14 protein-coding genes are annotated in these 18,623 nt (G+C 51.2%); 10 read left to right on the forward strand and 4 right to left on the reverse strand.

The genetic code is table 11. The features are described 5' to 3' along the window. Positions 1 to 6 precede the first annotated feature (6 nt). The 4 genes from DUE52_RS26085 to DUE52_RS26100 all read left to right on the forward strand — a co-directional run bounded on the left by DUE52_RS26085 (position 7) and on the right by DUE52_RS26100 (position 7,625). Complete coding sequence (locus tag DUE52_RS26085) at positions 7 to 1,089, forward strand: efflux RND transporter periplasmic adaptor subunit (RefSeq protein ID WP_114409025.1); 1,083 nt, start codon at positions 7 to 9, stop codon at positions 1,087 to 1,089. Between the two features lie 24 nt (positions 1,090 to 1,113). After that, positions 1,114 to 4,323 carry an efflux RND transporter permease subunit gene (locus DUE52_RS26090; protein ID WP_114409026.1) on the forward strand — a complete coding sequence of 1,070 codons (3,210 nt, stop codon included), beginning with the start codon at positions 1,114 to 1,116 and terminating at the stop codon, positions 4,321 to 4,323. Further along, positions 4,313 to 5,746: a TolC family protein gene (locus DUE52_RS26095; RefSeq protein WP_114409027.1), complete on the forward strand. Its 1,434-nt coding sequence runs from the start codon at positions 4,313 to 4,315 to the stop codon at positions 5,744 to 5,746. The genes DUE52_RS26090 and DUE52_RS26095 overlap by 11 nt, the downstream gene beginning before the upstream one ends. A gap of 121 nt (positions 5,747 to 5,867) precedes the next feature. Then, the gene (locus DUE52_RS26100; protein WP_114409028.1) at positions 5,868 to 7,625 is read left to right on the forward strand and encodes a phospho-sugar mutase; all 1,758 of its coding nucleotides are present in this window, start codon (positions 5,868 to 5,870) and stop codon (positions 7,623 to 7,625) included. Positions 7,626 to 7,832: 207 nt separating this feature from the next. On the opposite strand, the gene DUE52_RS26105 is transcribed toward DUE52_RS26100, so the two are convergent. Continuing rightward, positions 7,833 to 8,864 (reverse strand): oxidoreductase, encoded by a 1,032-nt coding sequence (locus DUE52_RS26105; RefSeq protein WP_114409029.1) that lies wholly within the window; start codon positions 8,862 to 8,864, stop codon positions 7,833 to 7,835. A gap of 166 nt (positions 8,865 to 9,030) precedes the next feature. On the opposite strand from DUE52_RS26105, the gene tsaE reads away from it, so the two are divergent. The 3 genes from tsaE to DUE52_RS26120 all read left to right on the forward strand — a co-directional run bounded on the left by tsaE (position 9,031) and on the right by DUE52_RS26120 (position 11,271). Then, positions 9,031 to 9,441: a tRNA (adenosine(37)-N6)-threonylcarbamoyltransferase complex ATPase subunit type 1 TsaE gene (gene tsaE, locus DUE52_RS26110; protein WP_114409030.1), complete on the forward strand. Its 411-nt coding sequence runs from the start codon at positions 9,031 to 9,033 to the stop codon at positions 9,439 to 9,441. Positions 9,442 to 9,556: 115 nt separating this feature from the next. Beyond that, on the forward strand, positions 9,557 to 10,768 hold the full coding sequence (locus tag DUE52_RS26115; RefSeq protein ID WP_114409031.1) for an alanine dehydrogenase: 1,212 nt from the start codon (positions 9,557 to 9,559) through the stop codon (positions 10,766 to 10,768). 95 nt (positions 10,769 to 10,863) lie between these two features. Then, positions 10,864 to 11,271, forward strand: coding sequence for a hypothetical protein (locus tag DUE52_RS26120; RefSeq protein ID WP_114409096.1), 408 nt, complete (start codon positions 10,864 to 10,866; stop codon positions 11,269 to 11,271). A gap of 95 nt (positions 11,272 to 11,366) precedes the next feature. Here DUE52_RS26120 and DUE52_RS26125 read toward each other — a convergent pair whose 3' ends face one another. From DUE52_RS26125 to thrA, 3 genes are all read right to left on the reverse strand, one after another. Next, positions 11,367 to 12,878 carry a capsule assembly Wzi family protein gene (locus DUE52_RS26125; protein ID WP_114409032.1) on the reverse strand — a complete coding sequence of 504 codons (1,512 nt, stop codon included), beginning with the start codon at positions 12,876 to 12,878 and terminating at the stop codon, positions 11,367 to 11,369. A gap of 205 nt (positions 12,879 to 13,083) precedes the next feature. Then, the gene (locus tag DUE52_RS26130; RefSeq protein ID WP_114409033.1) at positions 13,084 to 14,013 is read right to left on the reverse strand and encodes a homoserine kinase; all 930 of its coding nucleotides are present in this window, start codon (positions 14,011 to 14,013) and stop codon (positions 13,084 to 13,086) included. A 69-nt stretch (positions 14,014 to 14,082) separates the two neighbouring features. Beyond that, complete coding sequence (gene thrA, locus DUE52_RS26135) at positions 14,083 to 16,545, reverse strand: bifunctional aspartate kinase/homoserine dehydrogenase I (protein WP_114409034.1); 2,463 nt, start codon at positions 16,543 to 16,545, stop codon at positions 14,083 to 14,085. 305 nt (positions 16,546 to 16,850) lie between these two features. On the opposite strand from thrA, the gene DUE52_RS26140 reads away from it, so the two are divergent. Genes DUE52_RS26140 through DUE52_RS26150 form a run of 3 tightly spaced genes read left to right on the forward strand, consistent with a single transcriptional unit; the run spans position 16,851 to position 18,568 of the window. Then, positions 16,851 to 17,954 carry a vWA domain-containing protein gene (locus DUE52_RS26140; RefSeq protein ID WP_114409035.1) on the forward strand — a complete coding sequence of 368 codons (1,104 nt, stop codon included), beginning with the start codon at positions 16,851 to 16,853 and terminating at the stop codon, positions 17,952 to 17,954. 9 nt (positions 17,955 to 17,963) lie between these two features. Beyond that, complete coding sequence (locus DUE52_RS26145) at positions 17,964 to 18,194, forward strand: ribbon-helix-helix protein, CopG family (protein WP_114409036.1); 231 nt, start codon at positions 17,964 to 17,966, stop codon at positions 18,192 to 18,194. Next, a complete protein-coding gene (locus DUE52_RS26150; protein ID WP_114409037.1) occupies positions 18,191 to 18,568 on the forward strand; it encodes a type II toxin-antitoxin system death-on-curing family toxin in 378 nt (125 codons plus the stop codon). The genes DUE52_RS26145 and DUE52_RS26150 overlap by 4 nt, the downstream gene beginning before the upstream one ends. The last annotated feature ends 55 nt before the right edge of the window (positions 18,569 to 18,623 follow it).

Below are 18,623 nucleotides of genomic sequence, written 5' to 3' on the forward strand. Positions count from 1 at the left end.
ATCCTTATGAATAAATTATTGATGCTCGTGAGTTTGTGTGCCCTGGTGGGTGTGGCAGGCTGTTCCGAGAAAAAAGAAGAAAAGGAGGAAGAAACCAAGTATTTGGTGACCAGTCCTTTAAAAACCGATACGACCGTCACGAATGAATTCGTCTCCCAGATTCATTCCATCCAGCACATCGAATTGAGAGCCCTGGAACGGGGCTACCTGCAAAAAATCTTTGTAGACGAAGGACAGGCGGTCAAAAAAGGGCAGCTCATGTTTCAGATTCTGCCGATTCAATACCAGGCCGAACTCCAGAAAGCCCAGGCCGAAGCCAATTTCGTGGAGGTGGAATACAGAAACACCAAATCGCTGGCCGACAGCAACATCGTTTCGAAAAACGAACTGGCACTGGCCAAGGCCAAATTAGACAAGGCCAAAGCAGAAGTTACTGTCGCGCAGATTCACCTCGGCTTTACGGAAGTAAGAGCGCCTTTTGATGGCATCATGGACCATTTCCAGGTGCGGCTGGGAAGCTTGGTTAACGAGGGCGATTTGCTCACTACGCTGTCTGACAACAGCAAAATGTGGGTGTATTTCAATGTGCCGGAAGCGGAATACCTGAATTACAAAACCCACGCCCAGCAGGAAAATCTGAAGAATGTCAACCTGTTAATGGCCAATCAGCAAGTGTTCGATTATCCCGGCGTGGTTCAAACCATCGAAGCGGATTTTAACAACGAAACGGGAAATATCGCTTTCCGGGCCACTTTCCCGAACCCGAAAGGGCTGCTTCGGCACGGCGAAACCGGGAACATCCAGATGACCCTGCCGCTCAAAAACGCCCTGATTATCCCGCAGAAGGCGACTTTCGAAGTTCTGGACAAGAAGTATGTCTATGTGGTGGATAAAGAAGGCAAGATTCGGTCCCGGGAGATCACCATAGGAGCCGAAATGCCCCACATTTTTGTGGTTAAATCCGGTCTGACAAAAGACGATAAAATCCTGCTGGAAGGCTTGCGTCAGGTCAAAGAAAACGAAAAGATCCACTACACCTTCGTGCAGCCTGATTCGGTTTTGTCCAAGTTAAGCCTCTACGCCGAATAAACCGGTTTTCCAACCTGCAAAGATATGTTCAATCAATTCATCCGCAGACCCGTATTTGCGATTGTGATTTCGATCATGATCGTCTTCATCGGCATCCTGGCTATTGAGAAGTTACCGATTTCCCAATTCCCGGATATTGCCCCCACCACCGTCAATATTTTCATTGCGTATCCCGGTTCCAGTGCCGATGTACTGGTAAAATCCACGCTGATTACGCTGGAACAGGCCATCAACGGTGTCCAGGATATGCGGTATATTGCCACCGATGCCACCAGTGCCGGGGAAGCGACGCTCCGGATTATTTTTGAACCAGGGACGGACCCCAATGTCGCCGTTATCCGGGTAAAAACCCGGGTGGATCAGGTGATGCCGCTTCTGCCCGAACTGGTTCAGCGGGAGGGGGTTATTATTTCGCCGGTCCAGCCCAGTATGTTGATGTACGTCAACCTCTATTCCAAGGATAAAAGTATCGACGAGAAATTCCTGTTCAATTACGCGACCGTTAAGATGATCCCCGAAATTCAGCGGACCAAGGGGGTTGCCCGGGCGCAGATATTGGGGAGTCGGCGGTATGCAATGCGCATCTGGCTTAACCCGGACCGCATGCGGGCCTACAAGATTTCCACCGAAGAAGTGATGGAGGCCATCGGAGAGCAGAGCATCATTGGCCGACCGGGCCGGATCGGGCAAAGCTCCGGTATTGCAGCCCAGTCGCTGGAATATGTGCTCACGTATAAAGGACGGTATAGCGATCCCAAAGAGTACGAAGACATCATCATCCGGGCCAATTCAGCCGGTGAAAGCATCCACCTGAAAGACATTGCCAAAGTGGAGTTGGGAAGCGAGTTCTTCGACATCTACTCCAACCTGGATGGCAAGCCATCGGCTGCCATTGTGTTGCGGCAAAACTACGGGAGCAACGCCAGTGACGTCATCGAGGAGGTAAAAGAGAAGCTCGACGTTATGAAAGAATCCTTTCCTCCGGGTGTGGATTACAAAATCAGCTATGATGTGTCTAACTTTCTGGACGCGTCCATCGAGCAGGTCATCGATACGCTGCGGGACGCGTTTATTCTGGTTGCGCTGGTTGTTTTCATCTTTCTGGGTGACTGGCGTTCGACCCTGATCCCAATTCTGGCCGTTCCGGTTTCCCTGATCGGGGCGTTCTTTGTGATTCAGGCGTTTGGGCTATCCATCAACTTGATTACGCTCTTCGCCCTTGTGCTGGCTATCGGTATTGTGGTGGATGACGCGATTGTGGTGGTGGAAGCGGTTCACGCTAAAATGGAAGAAGAGCCGCATCTAACCCCGTATGCCGCAGTCAAAAAAGTGCTTGGCGAGATCAGCGGGGCGATTATTGCCATCACGGCGGTCATGGTATCGGTATTCCTGCCCATCTCCTTTATGTCGGGTCCGGTCGGCACGTTTTACCGGCAATTCTCCATTACGATGGCCAGTTCCATTGTGATTTCGGCCCTAATCGCCCTGACGCTCACCCCGGTTTTGTGTGCCATGTTGCTGAAAAACCACCACGGAAAACCCGCCCGGAAGAAAAACCTGCTCACCAAAGCGCTCGACGGTTTCAACCGGGGCTTTGATAAAGTGACCGGGCGATACGTTGGCCTGTTAAAATCAATCGTCAGCCGGAGAGTGGTTACCTGGGGTGTATTGCTGGCTTTCTGTTTTGGAATATTCTACGTGAATAAAATTCTGCCCGCCGGTTTTATTCCGAACGAAGACCAGAGTACGATTTACGCGATTATCCAGACTCCTCCCGGTTCGACGCTGGAAAAAACCAACGAGGTTTCCCGGCGGCTTCAGAAAATTTGCGAAGAAGTTCCGGGCATCGAATCGGTATCTTCATTGGCCGGATATGAGATCATGACCGAAGGACGCGGCTCCAATGCCGGGACCTGTCTGATCAACCTGAAACCGTGGTCGGACCGCGAGAAAAACGTGAAGGAAATCATGGAAGAACTGGAAGGGAAAACGAGGGGGCTTGGGGCCGTGGTAGAGTTCTTTGAACCACCGGCCATCCCCGGCTTCGGTACGTCCGGCGGTTTTTCCATGCGCTTACTGGACAAAACCACCGATACGGATTACCGCGAGTTTGATAAAATCAACAAGGAATTTATGGATAACCTGGGCAAGCGGAAAGAGCTGACCGGCTTGTTCACCTTCTTTGCCGCGAACTATCCGCAATACGAACTGGAGATCGACAACAAACTGGCCATGCAAAAAGGCGTGTCGATCGGCAAAGCGATGGACAACCTCAACATCATGATCGGTAGTACCTACGAACAGGGCTTTATCAAGTTTAACCAGTTCTTCAAGGTGTACGTGCAGTCGGATCCGTTGTACCGACGGCTTCCAACCGATCTTTTAAAGCTTTTTGTCAAAAACGATGCGGGCGAAATGGTGCCCTACTCGGCCTTCATGAAGCTCAAAAAAGGCCAGGGGCCGAATGAAATTACCCGGTTCAATTTGTACAATTCAGCCGCCATTCAGGGTCTTCCAGCCAATGGCTACACCACCGCCGATGCTATCCAGGCCATCCGGGAAGTGGCGGCCAAGACGCTGCCAAGGGGTTATGACATTGCTTTTGAGGGTCTTTCCTACGACGAAGCGAGCCGGGGCAATGAGTCGCTGTATGTGTTCCTGATTGTGTTGGCCTTTGTCTACTTTGTGCTGGCCGCGCAGTACGAAAGTTTCATCATTCCGCTGGCCGTCGTGTTCTCGCTGCCGGTGGGGGTCTTCGGGTCGTTTTTGCTGCTCAAACTGATGGGGCTGGAAAACAACATCTACGCCCAGATCGGGCTCATCATGCTGGTCGGGTTGTTGGGTAAAAATGCCGTACTGATCGTCGAATTTGCCGTTCAGAAGCGGCAGCAGGGCGAAACCATTCTGAACGCAGCCATTGAAGGAGCCAGGGTTCGTTTCCGCCCGATTCTGATGACCTCCTTCGCCTTTGTGGCCGGTCTGATTCCGCTGATCAGCGCGACCGGTGCCGGAGCGATTGGGAACCGGACCATTGGTGCCTCGGCGATGGGTGGGATGTTGTTCGGAACCATTTTCGGGGTCATCATCATCCCCGGACTGTACTTTATATTCGGCAAGCTGGCCGACGGCAGGAAGCTGATTAAAGGGGAAGAAGAAGATTCGCTGACCGACGTATTCGTCCATTCTGTAGACCAGTTTCCACAACCTGAAGAAAGTGAAATCAATGAGAAATAGACAACGAGTAGCCTGCGTAGGGATAACGATTCTTACCCTGCTCAACAGCGGCTGTAGCGTTCCCCGCCTGGTTCCGAAAGCCGAAAATAAAACCGTGCCGACGCGTTACAACAACGCGTCGGACTCGACCAACACGGCAAAGACAAGTTGGAAAGCGTATTTTACCGATCCAAACCTCCTGGCCCTGATCGATACCGCCCTGTATAACAACCAGGAATTAAACATTACGCTTCAGGAAATTGCGGTGTCCAACAACGAAATCATGGCCCGCAAAGGGGAGTATCTGCCCTTCGTCACGGTGGGCGGTGGCTCCGGCGTCGAGAAGGTTTCCCGCTTCACCAGTCAGGGGGCCGCTGATGCTGTGACCGATATAAAACCGGGGCGACACACGCCCGATGTTTTGCCGAACACTTACGTCGGCGCGTTTGCCAGTTGGGAAGTCGACATCTGGCACAAATTGCGGAACGCCCGGAAAGTAGCGGTTTTCAACTATCTGGCGTCCATTGAAGGCCGGAATTTCCAGGTGACGAATCTGGTGGCCGAGATCGCGAACTCGTATTATGAGCTGATGGCGTATGATAACCAGTTGGGAATTATCAAACGGAACATCGATATTCTGACCAACGCCCTGTCGATCATCAAGCAGCAGAAAGAAGCAGCCAAAGTGACCGAACTGGCGGTTCGCCGGTTTGAGGCCGAGGTGTATAAAACGCAGAATCTTCAGTATGACGTTCAGCAAAAGATTGTTGAAACGGAAAACCGGATTAATTTCCTGGTGGGCCGGTTTCCGCAGCGGATTCAGCGGAGTTCTGTGAATTTTAACGAGTTAAGTCCAACCAAAATGTATGCGGGCGCACCCGCGCAATTGCTGGAAAACCGGCCCGATATCAGACAGGCCGAACACCAACTGGAAGCGGCTAAACTCGATGTCAGTGTGGCCCGGGCCAACTTCTATCCCTCGCTGCATCTTTCCGCTTCGCTGGGTCTGATGGCCTTCAATCCGATTTATCTGGTGAATACACCGGAATCATTGATTGCCTCGCTGATCGGCGATCTGGTGGGTCCGGTCATCAACAAGAATGCCATTACAGCGATGTACAAAAATGCAAACGCGAAGCAAATTCAGGCGGTTTATCAGTACGAGAAAACGGTTCTGAATGCCTATATCGAGGTAGCCAATCAGTTGTCGGCTATCGATAACCTGGAAAAAAGTTACACCACCAAAAATAACCAGGTGCAGGCGCTGACCCAGTCGACCAACATTTCCCTTCGGTTATTTACCTCAGCCCGGGCCGATTACATGGAAGTGTTGCTGACGCAACGGGATGTGCTGGAATCCAGAATGGAGCTGATTGAAACGCGGATGCGGCAAATGAACGCGATGGTTAATGCGTATCGGGCGTTGGGTGGTGGCTGGAAATAAATGAGGTCTGTTTCGAGACTGTTTTGTCCAATAGTTTACGGTTTTAAAACCTTTTACCAAAAGGATTTGACTACGTCATTTAGAACTGTAAATTGGCAACCGATTCAAACTCTCATTTTTTATGACAACTGCAATTGATTCTGCAACCCAGGCTACCATCGACCATTGGCTCAACGGCAATTATGACTCCGAAACCAAAGCAGCGATTCAAAAATTGCTGGATAATAACGAATCGACCGAACTGATCGATTCGTTCTATAAAAACCTGGAATTTGGTACCGGCGGCTTGCGTGGCGTCATCGGCGTGGGTTCCAACCGGATGAACCGTTACACGGTCGGCGCGGCCACGCAGGGGCTGGCAAATTACCTGAATGCGGCATTTCCCGACATTGATATCAAAGTAGCGATTGCGCACGACAGCCGCCGGATGAGCCCGGAGTTTGCCCGGATTGTAGCGGATATTTTCTCGGCCAATGGCATCGAAGTATTTTTGTTCAGCGCGCTGCGCCCCACGCCCGAACTTTCTTTTGCCATTCGCCAACTCGGTTGTCAGAGCGGTATTGTCGTAACGGCGTCGCACAATCCGCCGGAATACAATGGCTACAAAGCCTACTGGAACGACGGTGGTCAGGTGGTGGCTCCCCACGATAAAAACATCATCACCGAAGTCAATAAAATTACGTCGATCGACGACGTGAAGTTCGAGGGCGTACCAGAGAAAATTCACCTGATCGACGAGGAAATCGATAGCGTATACGTCGAACGGATCAAGTCGAACTCCATCAATCCGGATGTGATTGCGCGGCAGAAAGACCTCAACATCGTTTTTACGCCCATCCACGGCACGGGTATTACGCTCGTTCCGCGCGTGCTAAAAGCCCTCGGGTTTACTAATGTGAACATCGTGGAAGAGCAGGCCGAACCGGATGGCAATTTTCCGACGGTGAAATCGCCCAACCCCGAAGAACGCGATGCCATGCGGCTGGCGCTGGAAAAAGCCGAAGCCATCAACGCAGATCTGATCATGGCCACCGACCCCGATGCCGACCGCGTGGGTTCGGGTGCCCGCAACCACCACGGCCAGTTTGAGTTACTGAATGGCAACCAGATGGCCAGCCTGATCATCTATTATTTGCTCCAGGCCTGGAAAGACAACGGCAAACTGACCGGTAAGGAGTTTGTTGCCAAAACCATCGTAACGACCGACCTCATCGACAAGATGTGCGATCAATACGGCGTTTTCTGCTACAACACGCTGACCGGTTTTAAATACATTGCGCAGATTATCCGCGAACTGGAAGGCCAGCAGCAGTTCATCGGCGGGGGCGAAGAGAGCTACGGTTATCTGATCGGGGATTTTGTCCGCGACAAAGACGCCATTGCTTCCTGCGCCATGATTGCCGAGCTGACGGCTTACGCCAAAGATAAAGGCCTGAGTTTGTTCGACTTGCTGATGGAGATGTATCAGAAGTTCGGATTTTATTACGAAGGTCTGATTTCACTGACGAAAAAAGGGAAAACCGGAGCCGAAGAAATCCAGCAGATGATGGCCGACTTCCGCGCCAATCCGCCGAAACAGATTGCCGGTTCACCGGTTTTGCGGGTCGATGACTACGCGAGTCTGGAGCGGACCGATCTGACCACCGGCGAAAAAACCGCCATTGAAGCCGGGAAAATGGGCATCGAGTCGTCGAACGTGTTGCAGTTCTTCACCGCCGACGGAACGAAAGTATCGGCCCGCCCGTCGGGAACGGAGCCAAAAATTAAATTTTACGTGAGCGTCAATGAACCCCTGAAAAGCAAGGAAGAGTTCGATGCGGTTTACGACCAGTTGAAAAAGAAAGTCCAGTCGGTGATGACGGATTTGAATTTGGAGTGATTGGTTCATTCCAAGTGTGAATAGTTAGGTCTTATGTCTAATAATTGTATTGCTTTCGCTTTTTGCCCCTAAATCCCCTAAAGGGGACTTCTAGAACCGGGTTTGTCGCGTCCAAGTCCCCTTTAGGGGATTTAGGGGCAAAAAGCGAAACGAGCCAGGATTTGATCCTGGCTCGTTTCGCTTTAATCAAACCACCCGGTGAATTTGTTAAAATTCCAAAACCGCTTTGGTCCGGCTGCTTTCCCCCGCCAGTTCGATAATCCGCATGACTGCGAGGGCTTGTTCCGGGGTCACTTCCTGCGGAATTTCACCGACAATCGCCCGGTACAGGTTGTCGTAAAAATGGTGGTAATTGCCCGGCTGGCTCGGGAACGTAAACCGGCCGTTGGTCGTAGTGAGCGTGCCATACTGGCTTTCGGGTTCGGCCCCCCAGTCCGGGGTGTTGGGCAGAATATTTTTGCGCTGGGTTTCTTCCTGAATGTCCAGGCCGTGTTTGATAAAGGAGCCTTTGGTGCCGTGAATGATGTAGCGCAGGCTGTTGTCGACCGCCAACATTGACGATTTCAGAATGACGCGTTTGTCGGCGTAGAATAGCTTTACGTCAAAATAATCATCCAGAATACCGCCCTTCCGAATGATGCGAACATCGCCCGAAACGGCTTGCGGCAAGCCAAACAGCGCAATAGCCTGGTCGATCAGGTGAGGGCCTAAGTTGAAGAGGTTTCCACCGCCTTCGGGATCTTTTTCTTTCCAGCTATCCAGAATATCCGGCCGGTATCGGTCGTAGCGGCATTCGTATTCTACCACGTCGCCCAGTTGATTTTCACGCAGTACCTGCTGAATGGTCAGGAAATCGGCGTCGTAACGCCGATTCTGGTACGGAATGGCTACGAGGCCCTTCTGTTTCGCCAGTTCCAGCAAATCGCGGGCTTGTTCCAGTGTATTGGCAAACGGTTTTTCAATCAATACGTGTTTCCCGGCTTCGAGGGCAGCTTTGGCGTAGGGAAAGTGGGTGTCGTTGGGCGACCCGACAATGATGAGGTCGATGGCCGGATCGGCCAGCAAGTCTTTATGACTGCGGACGGTCTGAATGCTTGAGTCGAAAGCTTCGGCTTCATTGCGGTGACGTTCCACCACTTTGGCCAGTTTAAAATGCGGGTTAACGGTTAGGAATGGCGCGTGAAAATACCGGCCTGATAGTCCGAAACCGATTAATCCAACCTGAATAGTACGGGACATACGAATGACAAATCAAGAGTTGAGGGCCGAAGATGACTAATTTTGTCCAGAAGGTCAACTGGATAAATTGAGCCAACGGTCAAATTTGTCCTGCCTATGCGCTCGATAACGGCCTGTAGGAGACCAAGAAAAGTATTATCTTTGAAATTGGAATTAAGTAAAAAGAATGATCCTCCGCTTTCAAAGCCTTGCTGAACTGGACGACGTTGCCGGACAATTGATCGACGCCGGGCGACCGCATTCGGTCTGGCTGTTCGATGGTGAGATGGGAGCGGGCAAGACCACGTTGATTAAAGCGATCTGTCGGCGTCTGGGCGTAATGAACGTAGTTCAAAGTCCAACCTTTTCGATTGTGAATGAATACATTACAAATTCAGGTGAACCGGTCTATCATTTTGATTGTTACCGGCTTCGCAATGAAGAAGAAGCCCTGGACAGTGGTCTCGAAGAGTACATCGACTCGGGAGAACGCTGTTTTATCGAGTGGCCGGAACGAATTGCCGGTTTGTTACCCCCCGACGCCTGGACCCTTCACCTCCGGGTGGAAGAAGGCGAACGAATACTGGAAACCAATTGACAAAAATGACGGATTAAGAACAACGGGTCGCAACGCCTTCGGGCGGTTTTCGGTGAAACCATCTCATCCAGGGAACGCGTCATTCGCAGTTCATAATTCATAAATCCCGTTTATAGTGACTGGGTTTGAACAATTAGCAAAACAAACAGCACTTTATCCGCAGGAAGCACCTGCCGCTGTTAAGAAGCACAATGGCAGCCTCATGATTGGGATGCCCAAAGAGGTCTCCCTACAGGAAAACCGGATTGCCCTGACGCCCGAAGCGGTCACCATTCTGGTGCGCCACGGCCACGACGTTCTCATCGAAAAAGGGGCAGGAGCGGGTGCAAAATTCTCCGATAACGACTACAGTGAAGCCGGGGCGCAAATTATGCCCTCAGCCAAAGAGGTGTACGATGCAAACCTGATTCTGAAGGTGGAACCGCTGGTGGATCAGGAGTTTGACTACATCAAAACCGGCAGCACCCTCATTTCGGCGGTCAACCTGCCCAACCACGAGAAGAAATACTTCGAGCGGCTGAACAGCAAAAAAATCACCGCGCTGGGCTACGAATACATCGAGGATAAAGTGGGCGGCATGCCGATCATCCGGGCGATGAGCGAGATTGCAGGCAGCACCGTCATGCTGATTGCGGGTGAATACCTGAGCAGTGCCAACAACGGCCGGGGGGTAATTCTGGGCGGTATTACGGGAGTTCCGCCAACCAAAGTGGTGATTCTCGGAGCCGGAACCGTGGCCGAATACGCAGCCCGGACGGCGCTGGGACTGGGTGCCGAAATCAAGATTTTCGACAAACACATCTACAAACTCCAGCGGCTGAAATACGCCATTGGACAGCATATTTATACCTCGATCATTGAAACCGATACGCTCTCGGAAGCCATTCAACGGGCCGATGTGGTGATTGGGGCCATGCGGGCGGAAGACGGTTTGAGTCCAATTGTGGTGACACAGGAGATGGTTTCGCACATGAAACTCGACGCGGTGATTATCGACGTCTCCATCGATCAGGGCGGCAATTTTGAAACGTCCAAAATGACGACGCACAAAGATCCGACGTATAAATACCAGAACGTCATTCATTATTGCGTGCCGAACATTGCCTCGCGGGTAGCCCATACGGCCAGTCTGGCCCTGAGCAACATTTTTCTGCCTTTCCTCCTGAAAACCGGGACCATCGGCGGAATTGAAGAAATGATGTTCGCCAATCGCTGGTTTATGAAGGGCGTTTACAGCCATAACGGTCTGTTGACCAACGCTTACATTGCCAAAAAATTCAACATGCGGTACAAAGACCTCAGTCTGTTGCTGGCCGCTAGAATTTAAATTGTTTACGGTTTTCAGTTTTCGGTGGCTAACGCGAGAGAGTGAATGCGTCAGCCACCGTATACCGAAAACTGAAAACCGAAAACCGAAAAAACATGATCAACAACAGTAACGAAAACTTCCTGCTCGACGACGCCAATTCGCCGGATGTTAACCGGAAGTTGATGAGTGCGGTTTCGACGGATTTTGTGAAAGTGTCGGAAACCCTTCGCGAAGCGTCGTACGTCATTCGGAAACGCGGGTTTACCGAAAATCCCATTTTTGTCGTATCCCGTCGGCCGGTTGATATTGGTCAGTTGCTGCTCGGACCGAACGAACTGGCGGCCAATGCGTGGAGCTACCGCGCGTCGCTGTTGGATGAATTCGTGCAGCGGAAACTGGTGGCGGAGGAGTCGGTCGATGTGTTCAAGGAGAGTTATAAGAATCCCGACGAATACTGCTGTCTTTTCGTGGTCGACGGCGACTTTGCCGGTTTCATCTTCATCCCTTTTCCAGAAGATTGATCGGTTTTGCCCCTAAATCCCCTAAAGGGGACTTGGACACGAAACCCTCCGGAGCTAAAAGTCCCCTTTAGGGGATTTAGGGGCAAAACCTTACACTACTTCCGAACCCGGTATTTGTAATAATCCCACGTTTTTCGAATGCCGGCATAGACGCCACTGCTGTTTTCAAACAAATCACCCTGATCGGCGGCTGCGGAAAACGTGACGAGCAAACCCCGCTGGTTGATGGGTAATTCGAGTGACATGGCGGACGAAAACTGCCGGAGGGTTTCAGCGAACGGGAAATCGTAGGTTCCGTAGTTTTCGCTGTAGGAAAATTTGAACTGAAACTGGCAGTTTCGGGCGAAATTTCCTTGAATACCGGTGTGATACACCCGGACACGGTTGTTACTAAAAAAACCGTAGGGAGACAGGTTGGGACGGGTGTCGGTCACTGGCGTAATGAAAGGCGTGCCGATGCCCCGGCCAAAATACGACCAGCCGTCCTGATACTGCGTGTGGTTGAAGTAATTGTCTTTCCCCCGAAATTTGTTGCCATCATCAAATACGCCCCCGCCCTGGCTTTTCGTGTACAATAACTCCACAACGGCACCGGTAATCCGCAGGCCGAATGAGGCCGGTTTCAGATTCCGAAACCGGATGCCCGTCAGGCCATCTTCGAGGTTCGTCAGGTAATAGAGCGAACCGTCTTCGTAGATACTCTGGTGATAGAGCAAAACAGACGTTCGGCGCGAACTGAATTCTATTCCTATATCAATGGTACCCAGGTGGTTGCCAACGCGGTTTTCCCGGTCGAACTTGCTGTAATGGGTCGTATCGACATCCGACAGGCGACCGAGGCTGTTGCCCACCGTCACGAAAAGATAGTCCTGCAGGCTGGCGGGGAAATGACCATTTTTGACAATGGATTCCGGTAACTGATCGGTGACGCCCCCCCATTGGGCCTGGTGGTTGAAACCGGCATAGAATTTGACGGGCCAGCGCGGTTTTCCCAGCCGCCCGTAGAACGACTTCTGGTGCAGAAAATAATGCTGAACCTTGCGCTGGCTACCAAACCAGCCGTGGGCGAAATTGCCCCGGAAAGAAAGCAGTCCTTTGGTAAAGCCGATGGGGGTGTAGTGGGGCAGGCTGATCTGGATTCTGGGCAGGGGCAGGGCGTTTCCCGACCAGCTATACGAACCCGAACTGAGCGTTGAATCGACTAAACCGACCACTTCGCGTCGGCGTCCTGCCATGAGCTCAAAGGCACCGGCGCGAATTTTGACATACGCTTCGGGAATTAAAAATGTTTTTTTTGTTTGAGCATCCAAATTTGAAACAACTTCAAAACCGTAACCAATGCCAAAACGATCCCGCCGGAGGGGAGACGTAATGTCGGTCAGGGGGGAATACCGGTAATCCTGCCGGACGCCCGCCCGAACGGTTGCATACGGCAACTGATTGGGCACAATACCGTATTGATTGGTCCGTAGCCAGAACGGGGTTTGTTTGGAAGAAGCATAAAAGCCGCCCATTTCGGCAAAAAAGTGCCTGGGCCGGGTTTCGATAACGGGCTGGCTGAAGGCAAAAAGCGGAAGAAAAAGAATCAGGGGTAGCGCTCTTATCATGTCTCATTGAAAAAGATTCCACGTTTCATTGAGCACTACAGGCGACAGGAAAGCCCTCTATACCCGGTTTGGGATAGCAACGACTGACCCGTTAACCCTTACGGATTTAGCCGGATCACGGATTCATAAAATCAACGGTGATTGGCCCGGACGGATGACCTGGAGTGATTCGATTGTACGTGCAAATATTATTCCAATTTTGCAATTATCCAAGCACCCGCGGACCCTCCTGATTGATCCCGGAAACATACAATTCACTCCCAATTCCGACCGAATGAAAAGCGGCCTGCATGTTGTTGCCGACCCGCAAAGCGGTAGCGTGATCACAACTGAGGGCAAACATGGAAGGGCCGGAGCCGGAAATGCTGCAACCGAGGGCGCCGGCATCGAGTGCGGCCTGTTTTACTTCGCTGAATTCGGGGATGAGGATGGCGCGGATCGGTTCAATAATGACATCGACCATCGAACGGCCAATCAGATCATAATCAGGTTTCATCAATCCCGCAATCAGCCCGGCGACGTTGCCCATTTGAATGATGGTGTTTTTCATCGACACTTCATTTTTCAGAATGTGCCGGGCGTCTTTCGTATTAACTTCAATTTCCGGGTGAACAATGGTGGCGAAGAGTTGCGCCGGGGTACTAATGGTGATGATATCCAGCGGGTTGTAGCTCCGGATGACCACAAAACCGCCCATCAGCGACGGCGCCACATTGTCGGCGTGGGCCGAACCACAGGCCAGACGTTCGCCCTCCATGGCAAAGGGAAGGAGGTCGATTTGCTTGAGCGGTCGGCCCAGCAACTCATTAATGGCAAACACGCCCGCAACGGCACTGGCCGCGCTGGAACCCAAACCGCTGCCGAGCGGCATTTTCTTATGCAGAATCAGTTCCAGTCCCTGGTCCGATTCGATGTGTTTCAGGTACGTCTGAATGGCAATACCGGCGGTGTTGCGTTCGGCCTCCTTCGGCAACCGGCCTTCATCGCCAACGATGGCTTTAATTCGAACGCCCGGCAAGTTGCTTTTCCGGACAATGATTTCGTCGCCGGGACTATCGACGGCAAAACCGAAAATGTCAAAACCGCAGGCAACATTCGCGACGGTCGCAGGGGCAAATACTTTTATTGAATCCACAGTCTGTAAGGGATTACCGTGGCAATCCCAATCTTTTGTCTATCTATACAAATTCTATGGGCGTGTGGTTCACGCCAGGTAACTTCCAATGCTGACCACATCTGCAAACACGCCCGTGGCCGTCACTTCCGCGCCCGCACCGGGGCCTTTAATCACCAGCGGGCGTTCTTTGTACCGCTCCGTCGTAAACGAAATAATATTATCAGCACCCGAAAGCGAGTAAAACGGATGGTCGAAACCGACCGACCGCAGTTCAATGGTCACTTTCCCGTTTTCAAACGTAGCGACATACCGCAGTTTTTCGTTTCGGCCTTCTGCTCCCAGTAGCAGGTTATCAAAATACGCATGATTGTGCTCCAATTCCTCGAAAAACGCCGGAATGCTCGGCGCCGTGATGCAGCTTTCGGGCAGCAGGTTGTTGATCGTCACGTCAGACGGTTCCAGTTCAAAACCGGCTTCCCTCGCCAAAATCAGAATTTTGCGGGCCACGTCCATACCGCTCAAATCTTCGCGTGGATCGGGTTCGGTAAATCCTTTTTCTTTCGCTTCCCGAACGACGGAGGCAAACGAAACTCCGGGTTTGAAAGTGTTGAAAATATAGGATAATGTTCCGGACACAATGGCCTCGATTTTTAGAAAACGATCGCCCGATGTCATCAACCCCTGTATGGTGTTGATAATGGGCAACCCCGCGCCCACGTTGGTTTCGTACAAAAACTTGACGCCCCGCCGAACGGTCGCCCGTTGCAGCCGTTTGTAGTCAGCATATGAACCTGAATTGGCTACTTTGTTCGGGGTAACAATCGACACGTTGGCGTTGAGCAACGGTTCGTAAAACAATGGAATGTCTTTATCCGCCGTACAGTCGATGAACACGCTGTTGGGCAGGTTATAATCTTTTAGTTTCTCGACAAAGGCTGGTAATGAAGTCGTTACGCCCTCGTTGACCAGCCGGTCCTGCCAGTTGGTCAGGTCGATGCCTTTGGGGTCGAGCAGCATTTTCTTCGTGTTCGACACGCCAACGAGGCAAATCCGGAGCAATTTTTCGTTCCGCAGAAACGCGTATTGGGATTCAATCTGTTGCAGCAACGTACGGCCAATCAATCCCGCCCCAACCAGATAGAGGTTGAGAATCCGGGCTTCGGACTGGAAAAAGACGTTGTGCATTGCATTGAGCGCTTTCGAGAGGTTGTTCTTGTTGATCACCACCGAAATGTTGATTTCCGACGACCCCTGCGCAATGGCGATGATGTTGACCCCGTTTTTGCCCAAAACCGAAAAGAGCTTCCCGGCAATCCCCGAACTCTTTTTCATGCCTTCGCCCACCGTGGCAATGATCGACAGGTCTTTTTCAATCCCGATGTAATCGACGTGACCGTGGGCAATTTCGGTCGCAAATTCCGCTTCCAGGATGTCGCGGACGCGCTCGGCGTTGCGGGGTTCGATGGCAAAGCAGATGGAGTGTTCCGACGAAGCCTGCGAAATCAAAATGACGCTGATTTTGTAATGCGCCAGCGTGCTAAACAGTTTGGCCGAGACCCCGGCGACGCCGATCATCCCGCTGCCCTGGATGTTGACCAGGACGATGTCGTCGATGGACGAAATACCGGTAATCGTAAAATCGCGCCGGTCGGCGGTGCGGCTGATCACCGTGCCTTCGTGACTGGCGTTGAAGGTGTTCAGAATCCGGATCGGGATGTTTTTGGAAAAAGCCGGTTGCAGCGTGGGCGGATAAATCACTTTGGCCCCGAAGTGGCTCAGTTCCATCGCTTCCGCGTACGTAATGGTCGGGATGTTGAACGCATTCGGCACCTTGCGCGGGTCGGCGGTCATCATGCCGTCGACATCGGTCCAGATGTCGATGAAATCGGCGTTCAGCGCGGCACCCAGAATCGAAGCCGTGTAATCAGAACCGCCCCGGCCGAGGGTGGTGGTTTCGTTGTGGGCCGTGGAGCCGATAAAACCGGTAACAATCGGCAGATCGGTTCCAATGGTTGAAAAATACTCCCGAATCAACTGGTTGGTCGTCGTTTCATCGACTTCGGCCATGCTGAACTGGGCGTCGGTTTTGATGAGTTCGCGGGCGTCGCAAAACCGGGCCGGAACGCCTTTGCTTTTCAGGCATTCGCTGATGACCAGACACGAAAGCCGTTCGCCGAAGCTCATGACCAGATCCATCGTCCGATCCGACAATTCGCGGATGAGCGACACGCCCCGCAGCAGATCCTCCAGTTCGTTGACCGTGCCGCGAACTTTGCCGAACACCTTACTTTGTTCTTTAATCGGAATTAAACCCTTGATGACGTTGAAATGGCGGTCTTCAATGCCCCGAATCAGTTCCAGGTAATCGGGGTTGTTGGTGGCGGCCATCCGGCCGATTTCAATCAACTGGTTGGTGACCCCGCTCATGGCCGACAACACGACGGCTCCGATGGTATCCCCGTTCTGGCGGTGGTTAAGAATGATGGCAATGACTTTTTTAATATTCTCAACGGACTTTACCGACGTTCCGCCAAATTTCAATACGTTCATACAGTGGGAAATTATTGAATTATTGAATTGTTGGTCGTAGTGAATCAACAATTCGGATGCTGTATTGGTGATGAAGAGAAAAGGAGCGCAAATATAGGGAAAAAGCAGGTTGTGTACAGCAAAGAAATCGAAACGAAAAACATAGGATTGTGGTCATAAAGGCCCTAAAACCGGGCATAGAGGCCACTGGCGGTTGTTTGTCGTGGTGGAATTGTCGAAAATTTCGTATTTTCAGGAAGCGAACAAATCCGGCGGGTGCGCTGTTCTTTCATCAACGCGAACTGCTGACCTAACGACCGTATTTCATGAAAGGATTCCAATTCTCCAATTATATTCCGCCCGAAAAAAAAGAAGGCAGCAAATTCGACCAGTTGCTCAACATTTTCCAGCAATTGTTGCTGATGACGTCGGGCAATGTCGAACAGGCGCTGGCCTATCTGAACGACCTCGACCGGCGGTATAGCTTAACCGACGACAAATACGGGATTGGTAATTTTGTCGAGGAAATGAAAGAAAAAGGCTATCTGACCGAGCAGAACGAAGAAGGCACGCTCGCAATGACGGCCAAGAGCGAGCAATCCATCCGGAAGTCGGCGCTGGAAGAAATTTTCGGGAAGCTGAAACGCTCGAAATCCGGCGGCAACCACCACACCCCGTTTACCGGCGTGGGCGACGAACTCAGCAGCGACCTGCGCGATTTTCAGTTTGGCGATTCGCTCGAACAGATTTCCATGACCGAATCCATCCGCAACGCCCAGATCAATAGTGGCGTCAATGAATTTACGCTGATGGAACGCGATCTGGAGGTGGTTCAGAAAGAGCAGAAAACCCAGACGTCCACGGTTTTGATGATCGATGTGAGCCACTCGATGATTCTCTACGGCGAAGACCGCATTACGCCCGCCAAAAAAGTGGGTATGGCACTGGTGGAACTGGTGAAGCAGAAATATCCCAAAGACACGCTGGATATTATTGTTTTTGGCAACGACGCCTGGCAGATTCAGGTGAAGGATTTGCCGTATCTGGAAGTGGGACCGTACCACACCAACACCGTGGCCGGGCTCGAACTGGCGATGGATTTGTTGCGTCGACGCAAGAACAAGAACAAGCAGATTTTCATGATTACCGACGGAAAACCGACCTGCTTGAAAGAAGGCATCAAATATTACAAAAACAGTTTCGGGCTGGACCGCAAGATCGTGTCGAAAACCCTGACACTAGCCGCCCAATGCCGTCGGCTCGACATTCCGATTACGACCTTTATGATTGCTTCCGATCCCTATTTGAAGCAGTTTGTTCACGAATTTACGAAAGTGAACAACGGCCGTGCCTATTACAGCGGTTTGCAGGGATTAGGAAACATGATGTTTGAAGACTTCCAGCGCAACCGCCGGAAAAATATGAAATAACCGGAAAGTATGACGACGATTAATATTTCGCTGGATGACAGCCGTTTAACCAAATTGCAGGAAAAAGCCCAAGCGATGAATCTGCCTTCGGTTAGTGAATTGGCTAAGCAGATCATTGAACAGGTGATTGACTCGGATGATTCTTTCCGAAAAGAAACGGCACTATCACCCGAACGCAGTGCGTTGCTTGATGATATTATTAACGAAAATCGGGAGTTACTTCAACGATTAGCTCAATGATTTCTACAGATGAAGTATTACTGATTCATCGTCGACTAATTGAGGATTTTGGAGGGAGTGACGGGGTTCGTGACGAAGGTATCATGCTTTCAGCTATTGCAAGGCCATACTCGGGTTTCGGTGATACGGAATTTTACCAGACGCCCGTAGAGAAAGCAGCCGCAATTATCGAAAGCATTGTAAAAAACCATCCTTTTATCGATGGAAACAAGCGCACAGGCTATGTACTTATGGAGATCATACTCCGTACAAATAATTTGTTCATTAACGCCAGCCAACAAGAGCGTTATAATTTTGTAATCCAAATAGCCGAGGGCAATCTGGAATATAATGGCATTTTGAGTTGGATTAAAAACCATACAGAGTCTCGATGAAAACTAATGAAACTCTGTTAAAGGCAACAAACATTTTTTTATATTCACAACGATT

Source organism: Larkinella punicea (assembly GCF_003334855.1).
Taxonomy (GTDB): Bacteria; Bacteroidota; Bacteroidia; order Cytophagales; family Spirosomataceae; genus Larkinella; species Larkinella punicea.